Origin of the sequence: Candidatus Fukatsuia symbiotica (genome assembly GCF_003122425.1) — a bacterium.
Classification (GTDB): Bacteria; Pseudomonadota; Gammaproteobacteria; order Enterobacterales; family Enterobacteriaceae; genus Fukatsuia; species Fukatsuia symbiotica.
The window spans coordinates 835,205-850,947 of record NZ_CP021659.1 but is presented as its reverse complement, the minus strand read 5'-3'; the positions used below and the strand labels follow the sequence as shown (position 1 = coordinate 850,947).

Genomic DNA, 15,743 nt, shown 5'->3' with positions numbered 1-15,743 from the left:
CTCTGTTCATAGTAAATGAATCGCAAGCCATTCTTTAAGCTCAGACGAAGCTGCCTTGAGGCTATGAGATCCTCGAGTTATGGTGGCAATCCCTGCACCCAGTTGATCTTTTAATTCACGTTGGCTCAGATCACCGTTAATTAACTCTCCAATAATACGCACACGCGTACCCAAAGCAGCACGTTCATCTTCCGTCAGCATCAATTCTAGTAGCGCTTGATGGCAGTCTTGCTGCACTGCATGTTTCAATAGCGTAACAAAATCTACCCAGTTTTTATCCTCTCCAGGGGAAGATCTAGGGCCAGTTTGCATCATAGTCCACTACCTTGCCAACGCTGAAAGAGATCATTGGGTAACTCGATGTCGAATTGATCAATGACTCGGTTGACATTTTGATTGATGATCTCGTCTATAGTCTGTGGCCGATGATAGAAAGCGGGTAGCGGTGGCATAATAACAGCACCTAATTCAGCTGCCTGTACCATCAAACGTAAATGCCCCAGATGCAATGGTGTTTCTCGCAAACCGAGCACTAAGGGACGTCGCTCTTTCAATATTATATCCGCCGCACGGATCAATAAATTATCAGTATAACCATGAACAATGCCTGATAGCGTTTTAATCGAGCAGGGTAATATTACCATCCCCGCAGTTCTAAACGAACCCGAAGAAAGCGAAGCGGCAAGGTTGCGCACATCATGTACCATATTGGCCAAGGATTGTACATCTTTTAAGCAAATATCGGTTTCTGAAGCAAGTGTCCGCCGCGCCGCATTGCTAATAATTAAATGCGTTTCTATTTCGGAAACATTTTTTAATATCTCTAACAAGCGGATACCGTAAATTGCCCCGCTAGCACCTGAAATACCAATAATAAGTCGTTTCATGATACATTGCCTCAATAGACCTCTTTCCAAACCCTAGCGAGTGATACGAAGTCAAGGCGCACGGCGCACAGCAACCTTCGTTAACACACAGTACATGAGGATTGCGCGCACCGGGGGCAACGCAGGATTCGAGTCACGCAGCAGGTTTGGAAAGAGGTCTAATGTCAGATTGCCTCAAACCGGCCAAATACACGACCATCGAAAGCGGGGATGCCCCTATTTGAGTTTAAAAACGTTAATCCGCGAAAAAAAATTAGCCTTCGTTGTACATTTCAAGATTTTCTGCTTCATTTTGGCGATGTAATGCCTGAGCATCATCACGGCGTAGTAATGCAAGAGAATCCAGATAATTCTGATCGACATCTTTGGTGATGTAACTGCCATCGAACACTGAGCACTCAAATTGAGTAATATTGGGATCATTTTCTCTCACCGCATCGATAAGATCAGCCAGGTCCTGAAAAATCAACCCATCTGCGCCTATTAGCTCCCTGATTTTATCCACTTCACGACCATGAGCGATAAGTTCATTGACACTTGGCATATCAATACCATACACATTAGGAAAACGGATTTCTGGCGCCGCTGAGGCAAAATAAACCTGTGTCGCGCCCGCGTCACGTGCCATTGTCACAATTTGTTCTGAAGTAGTACCACGTACAATAGAATCATCCACCAATAATACTTTTTTATCTTTAAACTCTGCCCGATTAACATTCAGCTTACGGCGTACTGATTTACGGCGCTCCTGTTGACCTGGCATAATAAAAGTGCGACCTACATAACGGTTTTTTACAAATCCCTGACGGTAGGGCTTATCTAGAATACGCGCGATTTCTAACGCGATATCACAGGAGGTCTCAGGGATAGGAATAACCACGTCAATGTCTAACTCTGCCCATTTATCAGCGATTTTTTTACCCAGCCTCTGTCCCATACGCACCCGAGCACTGTAGACAGAAATGTTATCCATATAAGAATCTGGGCGAGCAAAGTAAACGTACTCAAACAGGCAAGGATGATACTGAGGATCAGCAGCACATTGGCGAGTAAATAACCCGCCTTTTTCAGTGATGTATACTGCTTCACCTGGTGCGAGATCGCGCAATAATTTGAAGCCTAATGTATCAAGAGCGACGCTTTCTGAGGCGACCATGTATTCAATGCGATCATCTTCTAAAATGCGGTTACCCATCACCAAGGGTCGTATGCCATTAGGATCACGAAAAGCGACCATGCCATGACCGATGATCATCGCCACGCAAGCATAGGCACCCTTTACCAACTCGTGAGTTCTGGTTACGGCGGCAAAAATATCCTCCTCTGTTAAAGGATAGTTCTGCGAGCTATCCAGTGCACTGGCAAAAATATTCAATAAAACTTCTGAATCAGAAGTAGTATTCACATGACGACGCTTTTTTTTGAATAGGTATTCTCTCATTTCCTTCGCGTTAGTTAGATTGCCATTGTGCGCCAAGGTAATGCCAAATGGGGAATTCACGTAAAAAGGCTGTGCTTCTGAAACGCTGGCACAGCCCGCCGTTGGATAACGTACATGACCCAGCCCCATAGTACCCTGTAAGCGCAGCATGTGGCGGATTTCAAAGACATCCTTCACTAAACCATTAGCTTTACGCAAACGGAACCTATTATTGGCGTCAAGGGTAACGATGCCAGCAGCATCTTGCCCCCGGTGCTGAAGCACCATCAAGGCATCGTAAATCGACTGGTTTACCGGTGTAAAACCAGTGATACCGACAATACCGCACATATTGTTTTTCCTTATCAGCGTTAACGGATCCTTACAAGGTTACGTACGAGCTTTACCGATCCGGCAAGAAATTCGACGTGTTCTGCAAGTAGTTAAAGAACCCTCTGATTATATCACTGAACTGCGGGATTAATTGTGACTGTTTCCACTCTATGCTTTGCGCAAAGTCGGTGAAGGTATCCACAAAGAATAATATGGCGGCGACGATGAGAACACCACGTAACGCCCCGAAGCATACGCCAAGCACCCTATCGGTTCCTGATAATCCGGTGCGTACAACCAGGCAGCTCATCACCGAGTTAACAACAGCACCGATAATTAAGGTAGCGATGAACAGGATACCGATGGCAGTACCGTTGCGAATCAATTCATTCTCAAAAGAGGTGAAATAAACTGCAAGGTAGGGATAAAAATGACGAGCGATAAAAAATGCACATCCCCATATCACCAGCGATAACGCCTCACGGACAAATCCCCGGTTCAGGCTGACCAAAGCTGAAAATACGATAATGCCGATAATAACGTAATCAATCCAGACCATGATAAGACTCCAATGCTTTTACCTGGCCGTTGAGGCCACTAAGCGCATTAAGCTCAGGTAGCGCTGCCTGTAATTTCTGTTTCGAATTATTTACCTCTACCATAATACGGGTTATTTGACCGTTCACCGGTGTAGGTGGCAAGGTATAGACGTGATAGCCCGATAAGCGTAATTTCGCGACAATTTCGTTGACATTAGCGGCGTTCTTCAAGGCACCCAATTGCACCACATAAGCGGCACCTCGCTCTGATTTCTCCTCCCGTTGCAGTTTGGCGGCGTTGGCGGCACCCTCCGGTGGTTGCACCGGTAAGGATTGGTTAAGCGGCATTCCCACATCGATTTCTTCGGGATCACCGGGTCTGGATACCAGTGGAATAGCGGCAAATTGATCCTCGTAATGCTTCTTTTTACCGTCAAATAACATCGGCAGTACTGTGATCCCCACAGCGACCAAAATGACAGTACCAACCAAACGGTTCTGAAATTGACTTGCCACTCACCCCCCTCACAGCTAAAAAAGTGTTTACCGCCTGTTGTGTTCGATAAATTACCAATTTTGATGACGACGGCCATTAAACCGTTTTTAACGCTGTCATGACATAAGCAACAGTGTGAAAGGATCCGCAGACAATAATGACATCCTGTGGATCTGCATCCTGCATTGCCTGATGCCAGGCATGGGTAACATCAGCAAATAAACAAGGCACATCTTGATTTGCACGTTGCTCTGGTAAATGTTGTGCTAACCATTCCACGGATGCACCGCGCAGATCGGTTAATGATGCACAGTACCATTTATCGACTTGTTGAGATAAGCAAGCGAGGGTCGCCGCAATATCTTTATCAGCTAGCATCGCCACAACAGCACGTACTTTACCTAATCGTTCTGGCAACTGAGCAAGCCGTCGAGCCAGATAAGCAGCTGCATGAGGATTATGGGCAACATCCAGGATCAACATGGGTTGTTCACTGACGATCTGAAAACGCCCTGGCAAATAAGCGGCCTGCAAACCTTGATGAATAGCTAACTCACTGATCGAAAAAGTAGAATAATGCAGTACCGCCAATGCCGTCGCGGCATTTTGTAGGGGTACTTTGGGCAAAGGCAAATTGGCTAATCGGTATGAGCCACTCTGCCAGCACCAACCGTTATCCTGTTGGCTAAATTGCCAAGCGTCATGATAGCGATAAAGCCTAGCCCCTAACGTTGTGGCAACTGTCTCAATGGAATGAAGCCTATCAGGTTCACCCACTATTGCCGGTTTATCGCGGCGGAATATCCCCGATTTCTCACGCGCAATACTTTCTCGATCAGTGCCTAACCGATCAGTATGATCAAGACCGATACTGGTGATCGCAGCGACGTCGGAATCAATAATATTGGTGGCGTCTAAACGTCCGCCAAGTCCAACTTCTAGGATAACGACATCAAGTGCTGCCTGTTTAAACAGATGCAACGCTGACAAAGTGCCAAATTCAAAATAAGTCAATGAAATATCACCGCGTGCCGCTTCAATCTCAGCGAAAGAGTAACAGTGTGCTGTTTCACTGAGTTCCCGCCCCTGAATACGCACACGCTCGGTGTAACGTAAAAGATGCGGTGAACTGTAGACTCCTACCCGTAAACCTGCAGCAAGTAGAATCTTCTCCAATACGCAGCAGGTTGTACCCTTACCGTTGGTACCCGCGATAGTGAATACATGAGTTGCAGGCTTTAGCAGATCGATACGTTCGGCAACCTTTTTGATGCGTTCCAGGCCTAAATCAATCTCCTGATGGTGCAATGATCCTACATAGGACAACCAGGTTGCCAGAGAAGAAGTCGGCTGAGGGAGAGGAGGAGGATTATTCATTTGGCATCACTGCAAGCTGTTCAACGTTAGCGGCAGTGATGACTGGCTGCGGTTGATGAGTAAGTTTAGATAGGAGACTTGCCAGGGTTTGGCGCATTTGCAGGCGATGCACGATCATATCAATCGCCCCTGTTTCGATCAAAAATTCGCTGCGTTGAAAACCAGAGGGTAATACTTCTCTTACTGTTTGTTCAATCACCCTGGGGCCAGCAAAACCGATCAGTGCTTTTGGCTCCGCGATATTAATATCACCTAGCATTCCCAGACTAGCAGAAACGCCTCCCATCGTTGGATCGGTCAGTACCGAAATATACGGCAGGCCCGCTTCTTGCATTTTGGCCAGCGCGGCGCTGGTCTTTGCCATTTGCATCAGTGACATCAACGCTTCTTGCATACGTGCGCCACCACTGGAAGAAAAACAGACTAATGGGCAGTGATCTTGCAACGCCTGTTCAACCGCGCGCACAAAACGTGCTCCAACGACAGATCCCATCGACCCTCCCATAAAAGAGAACTCAAAACAGGCCGCCACGAGAGGCATAGTAAACAAGGTTCCTTTCATGACGACGAGAGCATCTTTCTCATTGGTTGCTTTTTGTGCCGCAGTATATCTGTCACTGTATTTTTTAATATCTTTGAATTTTAAAGTATCCTTTGGCGTCAGTTCTTCTCCCAGCTCTATCATATCGCTATCTTTGTCCAGGAAGGCGAGTAAACGCACACGTGCGGAAATACGCATATGATGATTACAATTAGGACAAACTTCCAGATTATGCGTCAATTCGATACGGTAGAGAACTTTCTCGCAACCGCTGCATTTGGTCCATACCCCTTCAGGAATATTCGCTTTACGGGAGAATGCAATTTTATTAGTAAGAATTCGTTCAATCCAGCTCATCGTTAATTTCCTATCACAATATTGCTTATAAAACCGCTCCGGGCGTACCGGTTTCACAGCACAAGCTACGGTTTCGCAAAAGGTTTATTTTTTTGATGTATTGCTGCACGCCGATGTCGATAAATTTCAAGCACCGCCGGCAGAATTGAAAACACAATAATCATAACAATTAATAACTTAAGATTTTTCTGTACTATCGGCAAATGACCAAAAAGATAACCAGCATAGGTAAATGACAGCACCCATACTAGCGCCCCAATCAGGTTGTAGGCAGTAAAGCGACGATAGGACATTTTGCCCATTCCGGCGACAAAAGGAGCAAACGTACGAATTATAGGCGCAAAACGTGCCAAAATGATGGTTTTCCCACCGTATTTTTTATAAAAATCATGGGTTTTATCCAGGTAAGCCTGGCGAAATAGTTTGGAATGGGGGTCACTGAAAAGTTTTTTGCCGAATAAATGACCAATAGTGTAGTTGAGTGCATCACCTGCAATAGCCGCAATGACCATCAAAGCAACCATCAGATGGACATTCAAATCATTAGAAGGCAGTGTCGCCAGCGCGCCAGCGGCAAACAATAATGAGTCCCCGGCAGAAAAGGTGTCACTACCAGGCCGGTTTCACAAAACAGGATCAAAAAAAGTATAGCGTAGACCCAAAGGCCGTATTGCGTCACTAGCTCCGCCAGATGGACATCAATATGTAAAATAAAATTGATCACTAAGCCTATAAATTCCATGTGCTACTCTCAGGTTAAATAAACGCTCGTCGAATAGACCTCTTGCATAATCTACTGCGTGGTATGAATTCGGCGTTACCTGGTGCTCGCAATCTTCATGTACTCGTATATTAACGAAGGTTGTAGTGCACCAGCGCCTTAACTTCACATAACGAACGCCGGTTTTCAAGAAGTCTAATGAATCAATTATCGCTACCGTTAGCCATAAAAAAAGGGTACTGATGTGCTTTGTGGCAACGCAAATCTCGTTGGATAATCAACACCCACTAAATACAGGCCATTTGCTTTTGCCGTCGCGGCAGCTTGGGTACGATCTTTTAACATGAGTAGCTGTGCTAACCAATTCTCATTTTTATGACCCACACCAATTTCTATTAAACTACCAACGATATTACGCACCATATGATGTAAAAACGCGTTAGCTTTGATATCTATCATAATATAATCACCATAGCGACTTACTATGACATGTTTCACCTCCCGTCGCGCAGTTTTCGCTTGGCATTGTAACGCTCTAAATGAGGTGAAATCATGCTCTCCCAACAGATATTGTGCTGCGCGTGCCATTTTTTGTGCATCGAGTGATTTCGGGTAATGGGTAACCCCGTGCGCAAGAATAGCGGGACGATAGCGATGATTAAAAATAATATAATGATAACGTCGAGCGTTGGCACTAAAACGGGCATGAAAATCTTCAGTGACAGTTTTCATCCAGCGAACGGTAATATCTGCAGGCAGATGCGTATTAGTTCCTATCGTCCAGGCAGATTCTTCACGTGAAGTCGTAGTGACAAAATGAACCACTTGACCTGTAGCATGGACACCTGCATCAGTGCGCCCAGCACAAAATACGTTTATTGATTGATCAGCGATCTTGGATAAAGCCGCCTCAAGACAACCCTGTATGCTGGCACTCTGTTTTTGGCGTTGCCAACCATGATAGCCGTTGCCATTATATTCAATTCCCAAGGCAATATTATAGTGCTTAGACATGTTGCTTAAAATTATTCCAGTTGAGTATTAAAACCCAGTCGTTGCAAAAGGTCAGCGCTAGCAGCGTCGTCACACTGCACACAGAGAGATGACCATTCCCGTCGCTCCTGATAGTGTTTTCGTAAGCTATCAAACTGAGAAACGTCCCCCGTTATGCGGCACAAAGCACTATCGTCAAGGCGCACATCATACACTAAGTGCATTAATCGTCTTAATTTGCTTTCATCCAATACCGCATGAAGCCGTAGCAGATTCAGCTTTGCGGGCGGTAATAAAGAGGTCAAGGCAATCGACTGGGCCTGACCACAATAATGGCTAAAGGCTTCGAAAAGTTGCGTGGTTCCTCGGGTCTTACCTTCCAAAGTGTAACCGGCAATGTGAGGTGTACCGATATCTACTCGGGCTAGCAAGGGTAAGGAAAGTTGCGGCTCATTTTCCCAAACATCCAAGACCACACTGAGTTTTTTACCTTTTTGTAAGGCCTGTAACAGTGCATTGTTATCTACTACAGCACCACGACAGCTGTTAATCAAAATACGGTTATCCGGTAGTGCTGCCAACAACTCGTGATCAACCAGGTGCAGGCTACGGTAAGCGCCATCTTTATGCAACGGAGTATGAAAGGTAAGTATATCGGCTTCACACACCAGTTTTTCTAGTGGTAGGAACGTTCCCTTATCTCCACGATCAGCACGTGGTGGATCACACAATAAGGTAGTAACACCCCATGCATTGAGGCGTGCATTCAACCGCGATCCCACATTGCCAACACCGATAATACCGACCGTTTTATCTCGTAATGCGAAACCATCACGCTCCGCCAGTGCCATGAGCGCAGAGAAAACGTATTCTACCACTGCAATAGCATTACAACCTGGTGCAGAGGCAAAGTGGATCTCTTGCTGATGTAACCAACTCTCATCCACATGATCCGTACCGGCAGTGGCAGTTCCAACAAATTGGATCTTGGTGTTCTGCAGTAGTTCCGCATTGACTGTCGTCACTGAACGTACCATCAAAGCATCAGCGTCAACCAATGCTGATTGTGGTATCGGACGACCGGGCACAGTCTCAACAACACCCATGCGCTGAAACAAGGGTTTTGCATATGGCATATTTTCATCAACTACAATTTTCACTTTATGCTCCAACAAGATACTGCTTGCTCGATAGATAACGGGGAAACCATTTTGCCACGCCATGAGCGGAAACCCAATCGTCCTACTAAACTCCACAGCACAGCCTTATTTTGGGATCCGTAAAAAATTATATAAAAATGCTGGAGGCAACAGGTGACGCTCTGTATAATGCCACGGCAATATTTTGTCTTTTCTACCTCCACTCTGGTGAGATATTGCCCATGTTGCGTATTTTGAAAGAAGCACTAACCTTTGATGACCTTCTCCTGGTTCCCGCCCATTCGACTGTTTTACCTAATAACGCGAAGCTTGAGACTCAGCTAACCCAAACCATCCAATTGAATATTCCTATGCTCTCCGCGGCTATGGATACCGTCACCGAGTCTCGTCTCGCCATTGCATTAGCACAAGAAGGCGGTTTGGGCTTTATCCATAAAAATATGTCTATTGAACGGCAGGCTGAAGAAGTCCGCCACGTGAAAAAACACGAAAGCGGTGTGGTCACTGAACCGCAAACCGTCACCCCAACAACCACCCTGCGTCAAGTAAAAGAACGAACCGACCGTAACGGTTTTGCCGGTTATCCCGTGGTCACTAAAGATCGTGAGCTGGTAGGCATTATCACTGGACGTGATGTCCGTTTTGTTACCGATTTAGATCAACCCGTCACAGCAGTCATGACGCCAAAAGAACGCCTGGTCACCGTTAAGGAAGATGAAGCACGTGAAGTTGTTTTGCAAAAAATGCATGAAAAACGGGTGGAAAAAGCCTTGGTTGTGGATGAAAACTTTCATCTGCTCGGTATGATCACCGTCAAAGATTTCCAAAAAGCGGAACGTAAGCCGAATGCCTGTAAAGATGAACGGGGACGCTTGCGTGTTGGTGCTGCTGTCGGTGCTGCTGTCAGTAGTGATAATGAAAAGCGAATTGATGCGCTAGTGGCGGCAGGTATTGATATTTTATTGATCGATTCTTCCCACGGTCATTCAGCAGGCGTACTACAGCGTATCAGTGAAACACGTGCTAAATACCCTGATTTGCAAATTATCGGCGGTAATGTCGCGACCGCAGCCGGTGCGATAGCACTAGCCGAGGCGGGTGTTAATGCAGTGAAAGTCGGTATTGGCCCCGGATCAATTTGTACCACTCGAATCGTAACCGGCGTAGGCGTGCCACAGATTACCGCCGTTTCTGACGTAGTGGATGCACTGGCGGAAAGAGACATCCCGGTTATCGCCGATGGTAGTATTCGTTTCTCTGGTGATATTGCCAAAGCGATTGCTGCCGGGGCATCCTGTGTGATGGTGGGATCAATGCTCGCAGGAACAGAAGAATCACCGGGTGAAATCGAGTTGTATCAAGGGCGCTCATTCAAATCTTATCGTGGTATGGGATCACTGGGAGCGATGTCTAAGGGGTCATCCGATCGTTACTTCCAAACTGACAACGCAGCAGACAAACTGGTACCCGAAGGCATTGAAGGGCGTGTTGCCTACAAAGGTTTACTGAAAGAGATCGTTCACCAACAAATGGGAGGGCTACGTTCATGTATGGGGCTAACCGGTTGCGCGACCATCGTTGAATTACGTACCAAAGCGAAATTCGTCCGTATTAGCGGGGCAGGTATTCAGGAAAGCCACGTACACGATGTGACTATTACCAAAGAATCACCTAATTACCGTATGGGCTAATTTTGGAATACAGCAAAATGACAAAAAATATCCACCAGCAGCATCGCATTCTTATTCTTGATTTTGGTTCTCAATATACTCAACTGGTGGCACGTCGAGTGCGTGAGATTGGTGTTTATTGTGAGCTATGGGCGTGGGACGTAACTGAAGAAAAAATCCGTAGATTTCAGCCAAGCGGTATCATTCTCTCTGGCAGCCCAAAGAGCACGACTGAAGATAACAGCCCACGCGCACCAGACTACGTATTCACCGCAGGTGTTCCCGTATTAGGTATATGCTATGGCATGCAAACGATGGCGTTACAATTGGGCGGAAAAGTAGCAGGTTCCGAACAACGTGAATTTGGGTATGCTCAAGTTGAAATTAAAACAAAGTGTGCTTTGACCGATAATCTTCAGGATGCCCGCAACCCTGCCGGCGATCCATTACTGGATGTTTGGATGAGCCATGGAGATAAAGTGATCGCGACTCCGCCAGACTTTGTCACTGTAGCCAGTACGGATAGCTGTCCCTTTGCCATTATCGCCAATGAGACAAAACATTTTTATGGCGTACAATTTCATCCAGAAGTCACACACACCACGCAAGGGCAGCACCTGCTGAAGCATTTTTTGCTGCACATCTGTCATTGTGCAGCGTTATGGACACCTGCTAATATCATTGAAAATACAGTAGAAAAGCTGCGTAAGAAAATTGGGGATGACCAGGTTATCCTGGGTTTATCCGGTGGTGTTGATTCATCGGTGACGGCCATGTTGCTGCACCGCGCGATTGGTAAACGCCTAACTTGTGTTTTTATTGATAACGGTCTGTTGCGTCTAGGAGAAGCAGAGCAAGTACTGGCAATGTTTGGCGATCAATTTGGCCTTAATATTATCCCTATTGCCGCAGAAGATCTTTTTCTAGAGGCGTTGTCTGGCATTGATGATCCCGAAGAAAAACGTAAGACTATCGGACGGGTGTTTGTTGAAGTGTTTGATAAACAGGCCAGTAAACAACAAGGCGTCAAATGGTTAGCACAGGGCACTATCTACCCTGATGTTATCGAATCTGCAGCGTCCGCCGCTGGCAAAGCGCATGTTATTAAATCTCATCATAATGTCGGTGGTTTACCGAAAGACATGAAATTAGGTCTGGTTGAACCGCTAAAAGAACTCTTTAAGGACGAAGTGCGTAAAATCGGTTTAGCACTGGGCTTACCGTATAACATGTTATACCGCCATCCCTTCCCTGGCCCAGGTCTCGGCGTTCGCATACTAGGCTCAGTAAAAAAAGAATACTGTGATTTACTACGACGCGCCGATGCTATTTTTATTGAAGAACTACATAAATCTGATTTATATGACAAAGTCAGCCAGGCATTTACCGTCTTTCTACCGGTACGTTCAGTCGGGGTGATGGGTGATGAACGCAAATACGATTGGGTCGTTTCTCTGCGAGCGGTGGAAACTATCGATTTTATGACAGCACATTGGGCACACCTGCCGTATGATTTTCTGGGTCGCGTTTCTAATAGAATCATTAATGAGGTCAAAGGTATTTCTCGCGTGGTATATGATATTAGTGGCAAGCCTCCAGCAACAATAGAGTGGGAATGATAGACAGAGGTTTATGAAAATAGCAGCTATTCAGCGACCATTATCCACAGAACGCATTCAGCGATGCAGCCAATGTGACCTGTTGCTTAGCTTGCCCGTTTTGCATAATAAACAAAGCGCTTATTGTCCGCGTTGTCGTGCAAAAATAGCCAGTGGACACGACTGGTCACTGATACGTTTGAGTGCGATGGCGGTGACAATGCTGTTATTAATGCCATTCGCTTTTAGCGAACCATTAATCAGTATTCGTCTGCTCGGTACCTGGATCGATGCCAGTTTGCTGACCGGCATTTGGCAAATATCTCGCCAGGGAGACCCGCTGACAGCTGGCATGGTTTTTTTCTGTACTATTGGTGCACCGGCGGTCCTGATATTTTCCATTCTCTATTTAAAGATTGGACGCCGTATTGGCCTCAATTTACGTCCGGTATTACTGATACTCGAACGGTTAAAAGAATGGGCCATGCTCGATATCTATCTTGTTGGTATCGCGATAGCTTGTATAAAAATAAAAGAATTTGCAGTTATTACCGCTGGTGTGGGTCTAATCGCTTATTTATTGTTGACACTACTGACTTTGCTGACGTTAATACATTTGAATGTCGAGCAGTTGTGGGAACGCTTCTACCCTCAGCGACAGGTTGACAGATCTGCAACGACCTTAGAGATTTGTTTGCCATGTCACCATACCTGCTGTCCTGATGAACGTGGCCGCTGCCCACGCTGTCATACCTCGCTACACCATCGTCGTCTTCATAGCTTGCAAAAAACCTGGGCGGCGCTGATTGCCGCGATGGTGTTATTACTACCCGCTAATTTACTGCCTATCTCAGTGGTCTATGTTAATGGAATGCGCGTAGAAGATACTATTTTCTCTGGCGTGGTTGCGTTGGCATCTGCGGGTCATGTGCCGATTGCACTGGTGGTTTTTATCGCCAGTGTGTTAGTGCCACTGACCAAAATTATCGTATTGGTCACGTTATTGCTCAGTATTCATCTAAAAACACAGCATAGCTTAAGAACACGGATACGCTTGCTACGCGTGATTACCTGGATTGGTCGTTGGTCAATGCTCGATTTGTTTGTTATTGCGTTAATGATGTCGCTGATTAATCGCGATCAGCTGATTGCTTTTACTATGGGACCTGCTGCTTTTTATTTTGGATCGGCGGTTATTTTGACTATTCTTGCTGTTGAGTGGCTAGACAGCCGATTAATTTGGGATGCACATGCAACAGGAAACGCCGAATACACCGATTAAGGCTCAGATTAAGCATAAGAGCCGGATTTCTCCCTTCTGGTTATTGCCTTTTATTGCGCTTCTGATCGCGGGTGGACTAGTTTATAACAACTGGCAACAACGTGGTACAGAAGTCACTATCGATTTCCAGTCTGCTGCCGGAATTGTCGCCGGACGTACACCTATCCGTTATCAGGGGGTTGATGTTGGCGTGGTGCAATCTGTCAATCTGAATCAAAATCTGAGCAACATTGAAGTCAAGGCCAATATCAAAAATGACTTGAAAAACGCGTTACGTAGCGGTACCCAATTCTGGCTGGTGACACCTAAGGCCTCTTTGGCCGGCGTCTCTGGGCTGGATGCTTTAGTTGGCGGTAATTATATCGGTATTATGCCGGGTTCTGGCAAACTACAAACACATTTTACTGCATTGGATACCCAACCCAAATTCCATCAAAACACCGGTGAATTGATGGTTCATCTTTATGCTGATGATCTGGGATCACTGAATACAGGCTCGCTGGTTTACTATCGTAAAATTCCAGTGGGCAAAGTTTACGATTATAACATTGCACCACAGCCCCATTATCAGCAAGGCAATGATCAAAAGCACGGTGGTGTTATCATCGATGTCCTGATCGATCGCCGTTTCGCCAAATTAGTCAAAAGTGAGAGCCGTTTCTGGAATGTGTCCGGTTTTAAAGGCACACTCAGCTTGAATGGCCTATCGGTACAAATGGAAAATATGAGCGCGTTAGTCAATGGTGCTATTGCCTTTGATTCACCGCCGCACAGTAGCAACGCCGGTATGGACCAACAGTTCCAACTTTATGATGATTTAGCACAGAGTCAACGTGGGGTATCGATTACACTGGATTTACCCAATGCTAATAACCTAAATGAAGGGCGTACCCCGCTAATCTACCAGGGATTACAGGTAGGAACATTAACCACAGTTACGCTGCAAGCAGATAATAAAATCACAGGCGAACTCACCATTGATCCTTCCGTCGTTGATTTAATGCGCAGTGGTAGCCGTATTGAAATGAGAAGTCCACGTATCAGCTTTAATGAAATAAAATTAAGTGAGATCCTAACGGGTAATACCTTGGAATTATTCCCGGGTGGCGGTGAGCTGCAAAAACATTTTACTGTGCTCGATAGCATCAGTAGTTTGTTACAACAACCTAATGTGTTACAGCTACAATTGAACGCGCCGCAAAGTTATGGCATTGATGTCGGTCAGCCAATTACTCTCAACGGCATTAAAATTGGTCAGATATTGAGCCGTCGTTTGAATAATAAAGGGGTGATGTTTACTGCGGCAATCGAAGCGGCATATCGCCATTTAGTGCACCAGGACAGCAAATTTGCGGTCAATAGCCGAATTAGTGTCAAACTTGGCTTTAACGGTATCGATATTGAGGGAGCCAGTGCGCAGGAATGGATCGACGGCGGTATACTTCTACTACCGGGCAGCAACAGTGGCAAGCCATTGAAACAATATCTACTTTATGGCAGTGTGTCTAAAGCACAGCAGGGTTTGTTTGGTGCTACACCAATAACGCTCACTTTGGTCGCTAATAGCCTGCCAGACGTACAAACTGGCTCGGTGGTGTTGTACCGCAAATTTCAAGTCGGAGAAATCGTCAATATTCGTCCAAAAGCCGAGCAATTTGAAGTAGATGTGTATATTCAACCGCAATACCGTAACTTATTGACAGATAACAGTATTTTTTGGACAGAAGGGGGTGCAAAAATACAACTTGACACCAGTGGATTAAATATTCAAGCCTCGCCACTTAACAGAGTATTAAAAGGTGCTATCAGTTTTGATAATCTGGCTGGAATAACAACAAATAAAAGTGCTAAGCCCCTACTCTATATATCAGAGTCCGTTGCACGTGCCAGGGCGGTAAACCAGGCTACCGAAGGTTTAATTATCGTGCTCGATACAGTAGAAGCAGGGTCATTACAAGTTGGGACGCCGTTGCTGTTCCGTGGGATAGAAGTGGGTACGGTCAGGGCACTCAATCTAGGTGGCATGTCGGACAGGGTACAGATTACGCTATGTATCAGCCCCAAATATCAACACTTGGTGCGGCAGAATAGTGTATTTTGGTTAGCCTCTGGTTATAACCTGGAATTTGGTTTAACCGGTGGTGTATTAAAGAGTGGAACCTTTGGACAATTTATTCGTGGAGGCATTGCTTTTGCCACGCCCCCTACGGTTCCGTTAGCACCCAAGGCTCAAGTTAATCAACATTTTCTTCTAAATACCGAAGCACCTAAAGGTTGGAAAAACTGGGGGACGGCGATCCCCACTCTTTGAAATAAATACTCACTAGACTTCTTTCGAAACCGTAGTTTGTTATGTGAAGTCAAGGTAC

The 15,743-nt window shown here is 45.7% G+C and carries 13 protein-coding genes and 1 pseudogene; 4 read left to right on the top strand and 10 right to left on the bottom strand.

Annotation, left to right across the window (positions count from 1 at the left end; all coding sequences use genetic code 11):
* Nucleotides 1–6: 6 nt before the first annotated feature.
* The 10 genes and pseudogenes from trpR to CCS41_RS04065 form a co-directional block, all read right to left on the bottom strand.
* Nucleotides 7–315: a trp operon repressor gene (trpR, locus tag CCS41_RS04110; protein ID WP_072550341.1), complete on the bottom strand. Its 309-nt coding sequence runs from the start codon at nt 313–315 to the stop codon at nt 7–9.
* Nucleotides 312–887: a UbiX family flavin prenyltransferase gene (locus CCS41_RS04105; RefSeq protein ID WP_072550340.1), complete on the bottom strand. Its 576-nt coding sequence runs from the start codon at nt 885–887 to the stop codon at nt 312–314. Before CCS41_RS04105 ends, trpR begins: the two co-directional genes overlap by 4 nt.
* Before the next feature lie 253 nt (nt 888–1,140).
* Nucleotides 1,141–2,658: an amidophosphoribosyltransferase gene (purF, locus tag CCS41_RS04100; protein WP_072550339.1), complete on the bottom strand. Its 1,518-nt coding sequence runs from the start codon at nt 2,656–2,658 to the stop codon at nt 1,141–1,143.
* A gap of 52 nt (nt 2,659–2,710) precedes the next feature.
* The gene (cvpA, locus tag CCS41_RS04095; protein WP_072550338.1) at nt 2,711–3,199 is read right to left on the bottom strand and encodes a colicin V production protein; all 489 of its coding nucleotides are present in this window, start codon (nt 3,197–3,199) and stop codon (nt 2,711–2,713) included.
* A complete protein-coding gene (locus CCS41_RS04090) occupies nt 3,186–3,695 on the bottom strand; it encodes an SPOR domain-containing protein (protein WP_072550337.1) in 510 nt (169 codons plus the stop codon). The genes cvpA and CCS41_RS04090 overlap by 14 nt, the downstream gene beginning before the upstream one ends.
* Before the next feature lie 76 nt (nt 3,696–3,771).
* Entirely contained in the window at nt 3,772–5,052 is a 1,281-nt protein-coding gene (gene folC, locus CCS41_RS04085) for a bifunctional tetrahydrofolate synthase/dihydrofolate synthase (protein ID WP_072550336.1), read from the bottom strand.
* Nucleotides 5,045–5,950, bottom strand: a complete 906-nt coding sequence (gene accD, locus CCS41_RS04080) for an acetyl-CoA carboxylase, carboxyltransferase subunit beta (protein WP_072550335.1) — start codon at nt 5,948–5,950, stop codon at nt 5,045–5,047. The genes folC and accD overlap by 8 nt, the downstream gene beginning before the upstream one ends.
* 65 nt (nt 5,951–6,015) lie before the next feature.
* Nucleotides 6,016–6,692: pseudogene (locus CCS41_RS04075) on the bottom strand (DedA family protein).
* Between the two features lie 198 nt (nt 6,693–6,890).
* Nucleotides 6,891–7,685 (bottom strand): tRNA pseudouridine(38-40) synthase TruA, encoded by a 795-nt coding sequence (gene truA / locus CCS41_RS04070; RefSeq protein WP_072550333.1) that lies wholly within the window; start codon nt 7,683–7,685, stop codon nt 6,891–6,893.
* An 11-nt stretch (nt 7,686–7,696) separates the two neighbouring features.
* On the bottom strand, nt 7,697–8,824 hold the full coding sequence (locus CCS41_RS04065) for a DUF3410 domain-containing protein (RefSeq protein WP_072550352.1): 1,128 nt from the start codon (nt 8,822–8,824) through the stop codon (nt 7,697–7,699).
* Nucleotides 8,825–9,045: 221 nt separating this feature from the next.
* On the opposite strand from CCS41_RS04065, the gene guaB reads away from it, so the two are divergent.
* The 4 genes from guaB to CCS41_RS04045 are packed head-to-tail and all read left to right on the top strand — an operon-like array spanning nt 9,046 to nt 15,685.
* Nucleotides 9,046–10,515, top strand: coding sequence for an IMP dehydrogenase (gene guaB / locus CCS41_RS04060; RefSeq protein WP_162860096.1), 1,470 nt, complete (start codon nt 9,046–9,048; stop codon nt 10,513–10,515).
* Between the two features lie 17 nt (nt 10,516–10,532).
* The gene (gene guaA / locus CCS41_RS04055; protein WP_072550331.1) at nt 10,533–12,113 is read left to right on the top strand and encodes a glutamine-hydrolyzing GMP synthase; all 1,581 of its coding nucleotides are present in this window, start codon (nt 10,533–10,535) and stop codon (nt 12,111–12,113) included.
* 13 nt (nt 12,114–12,126) lie between these two features.
* Complete coding sequence (yebS, locus tag CCS41_RS04050; RefSeq protein ID WP_072550330.1) at nt 12,127–13,374, top strand: membrane integrity lipid transport subunit YebS; 1,248 nt, start codon at nt 12,127–12,129, stop codon at nt 13,372–13,374.
* Nucleotides 13,343–15,685, top strand: a complete 2,343-nt coding sequence (locus CCS41_RS04045) for a PqiB family protein (RefSeq protein WP_072550329.1) — start codon at nt 13,343–13,345, stop codon at nt 15,683–15,685. Before yebS ends, CCS41_RS04045 begins: the two co-directional genes overlap by 32 nt.
* Nucleotides 15,686–15,743 lie beyond the last annotated feature (58 nt).

What these genes read in the sequence shown, in the direction of transcription:
- trpR (WP_072550341.1), bottom strand. Translation starts at nt 315, where the DNA reads ATGATGCAAACTGGCCCTAGATCTTCCCCTGGAGAGGATAAAAACTGG.
- CCS41_RS04045 (WP_072550329.1), top strand. Translation starts at nt 13,343, where the DNA reads ATGCAACAGGAAACGCCGAATACACCGATTAAGGCTCAGATTAAGCAT.
- CCS41_RS04105 (WP_072550340.1), bottom strand. Translation starts at nt 887, where the DNA reads ATGAAACGACTTATTATTGGTATTTCAGGTGCTAGCGGGGCAATTTAC.
- yebS (WP_072550330.1), top strand. Translation starts at nt 12,127, where the DNA reads ATGAAAATAGCAGCTATTCAGCGACCATTATCCACAGAACGCATTCAG.
- folC (WP_072550336.1), bottom strand. Translation starts at nt 5,052, where the DNA reads ATGAATAATCCTCCTCCTCTCCCTCAGCCGACTTCTTCTCTGGCAACC.
- truA (WP_072550333.1), bottom strand. Translation starts at nt 7,685, where the DNA reads ATGTCTAAGCACTATAATATTGCCTTGGGAATTGAATATAATGGCAAC.
- accD (WP_072550335.1), bottom strand. Translation starts at nt 5,950, where the DNA reads ATGAGCTGGATTGAACGAATTCTTACTAATAAAATTGCATTCTCCCGT.
- guaA (WP_072550331.1), top strand. Translation starts at nt 10,533, where the DNA reads ATGACAAAAAATATCCACCAGCAGCATCGCATTCTTATTCTTGATTTT.
- purF (WP_072550339.1), bottom strand. Translation starts at nt 2,658, where the DNA reads ATGTGCGGTATTGTCGGTATCACTGGTTTTACACCGGTAAACCAGTCG.
- cvpA (WP_072550338.1), bottom strand. Translation starts at nt 3,199, where the DNA reads ATGGTCTGGATTGATTACGTTATTATCGGCATTATCGTATTTTCAGCT.
- guaB (WP_162860096.1), top strand. Translation starts at nt 9,046, where the DNA reads ATGTTGCGTATTTTGAAAGAAGCACTAACCTTTGATGACCTTCTCCTG.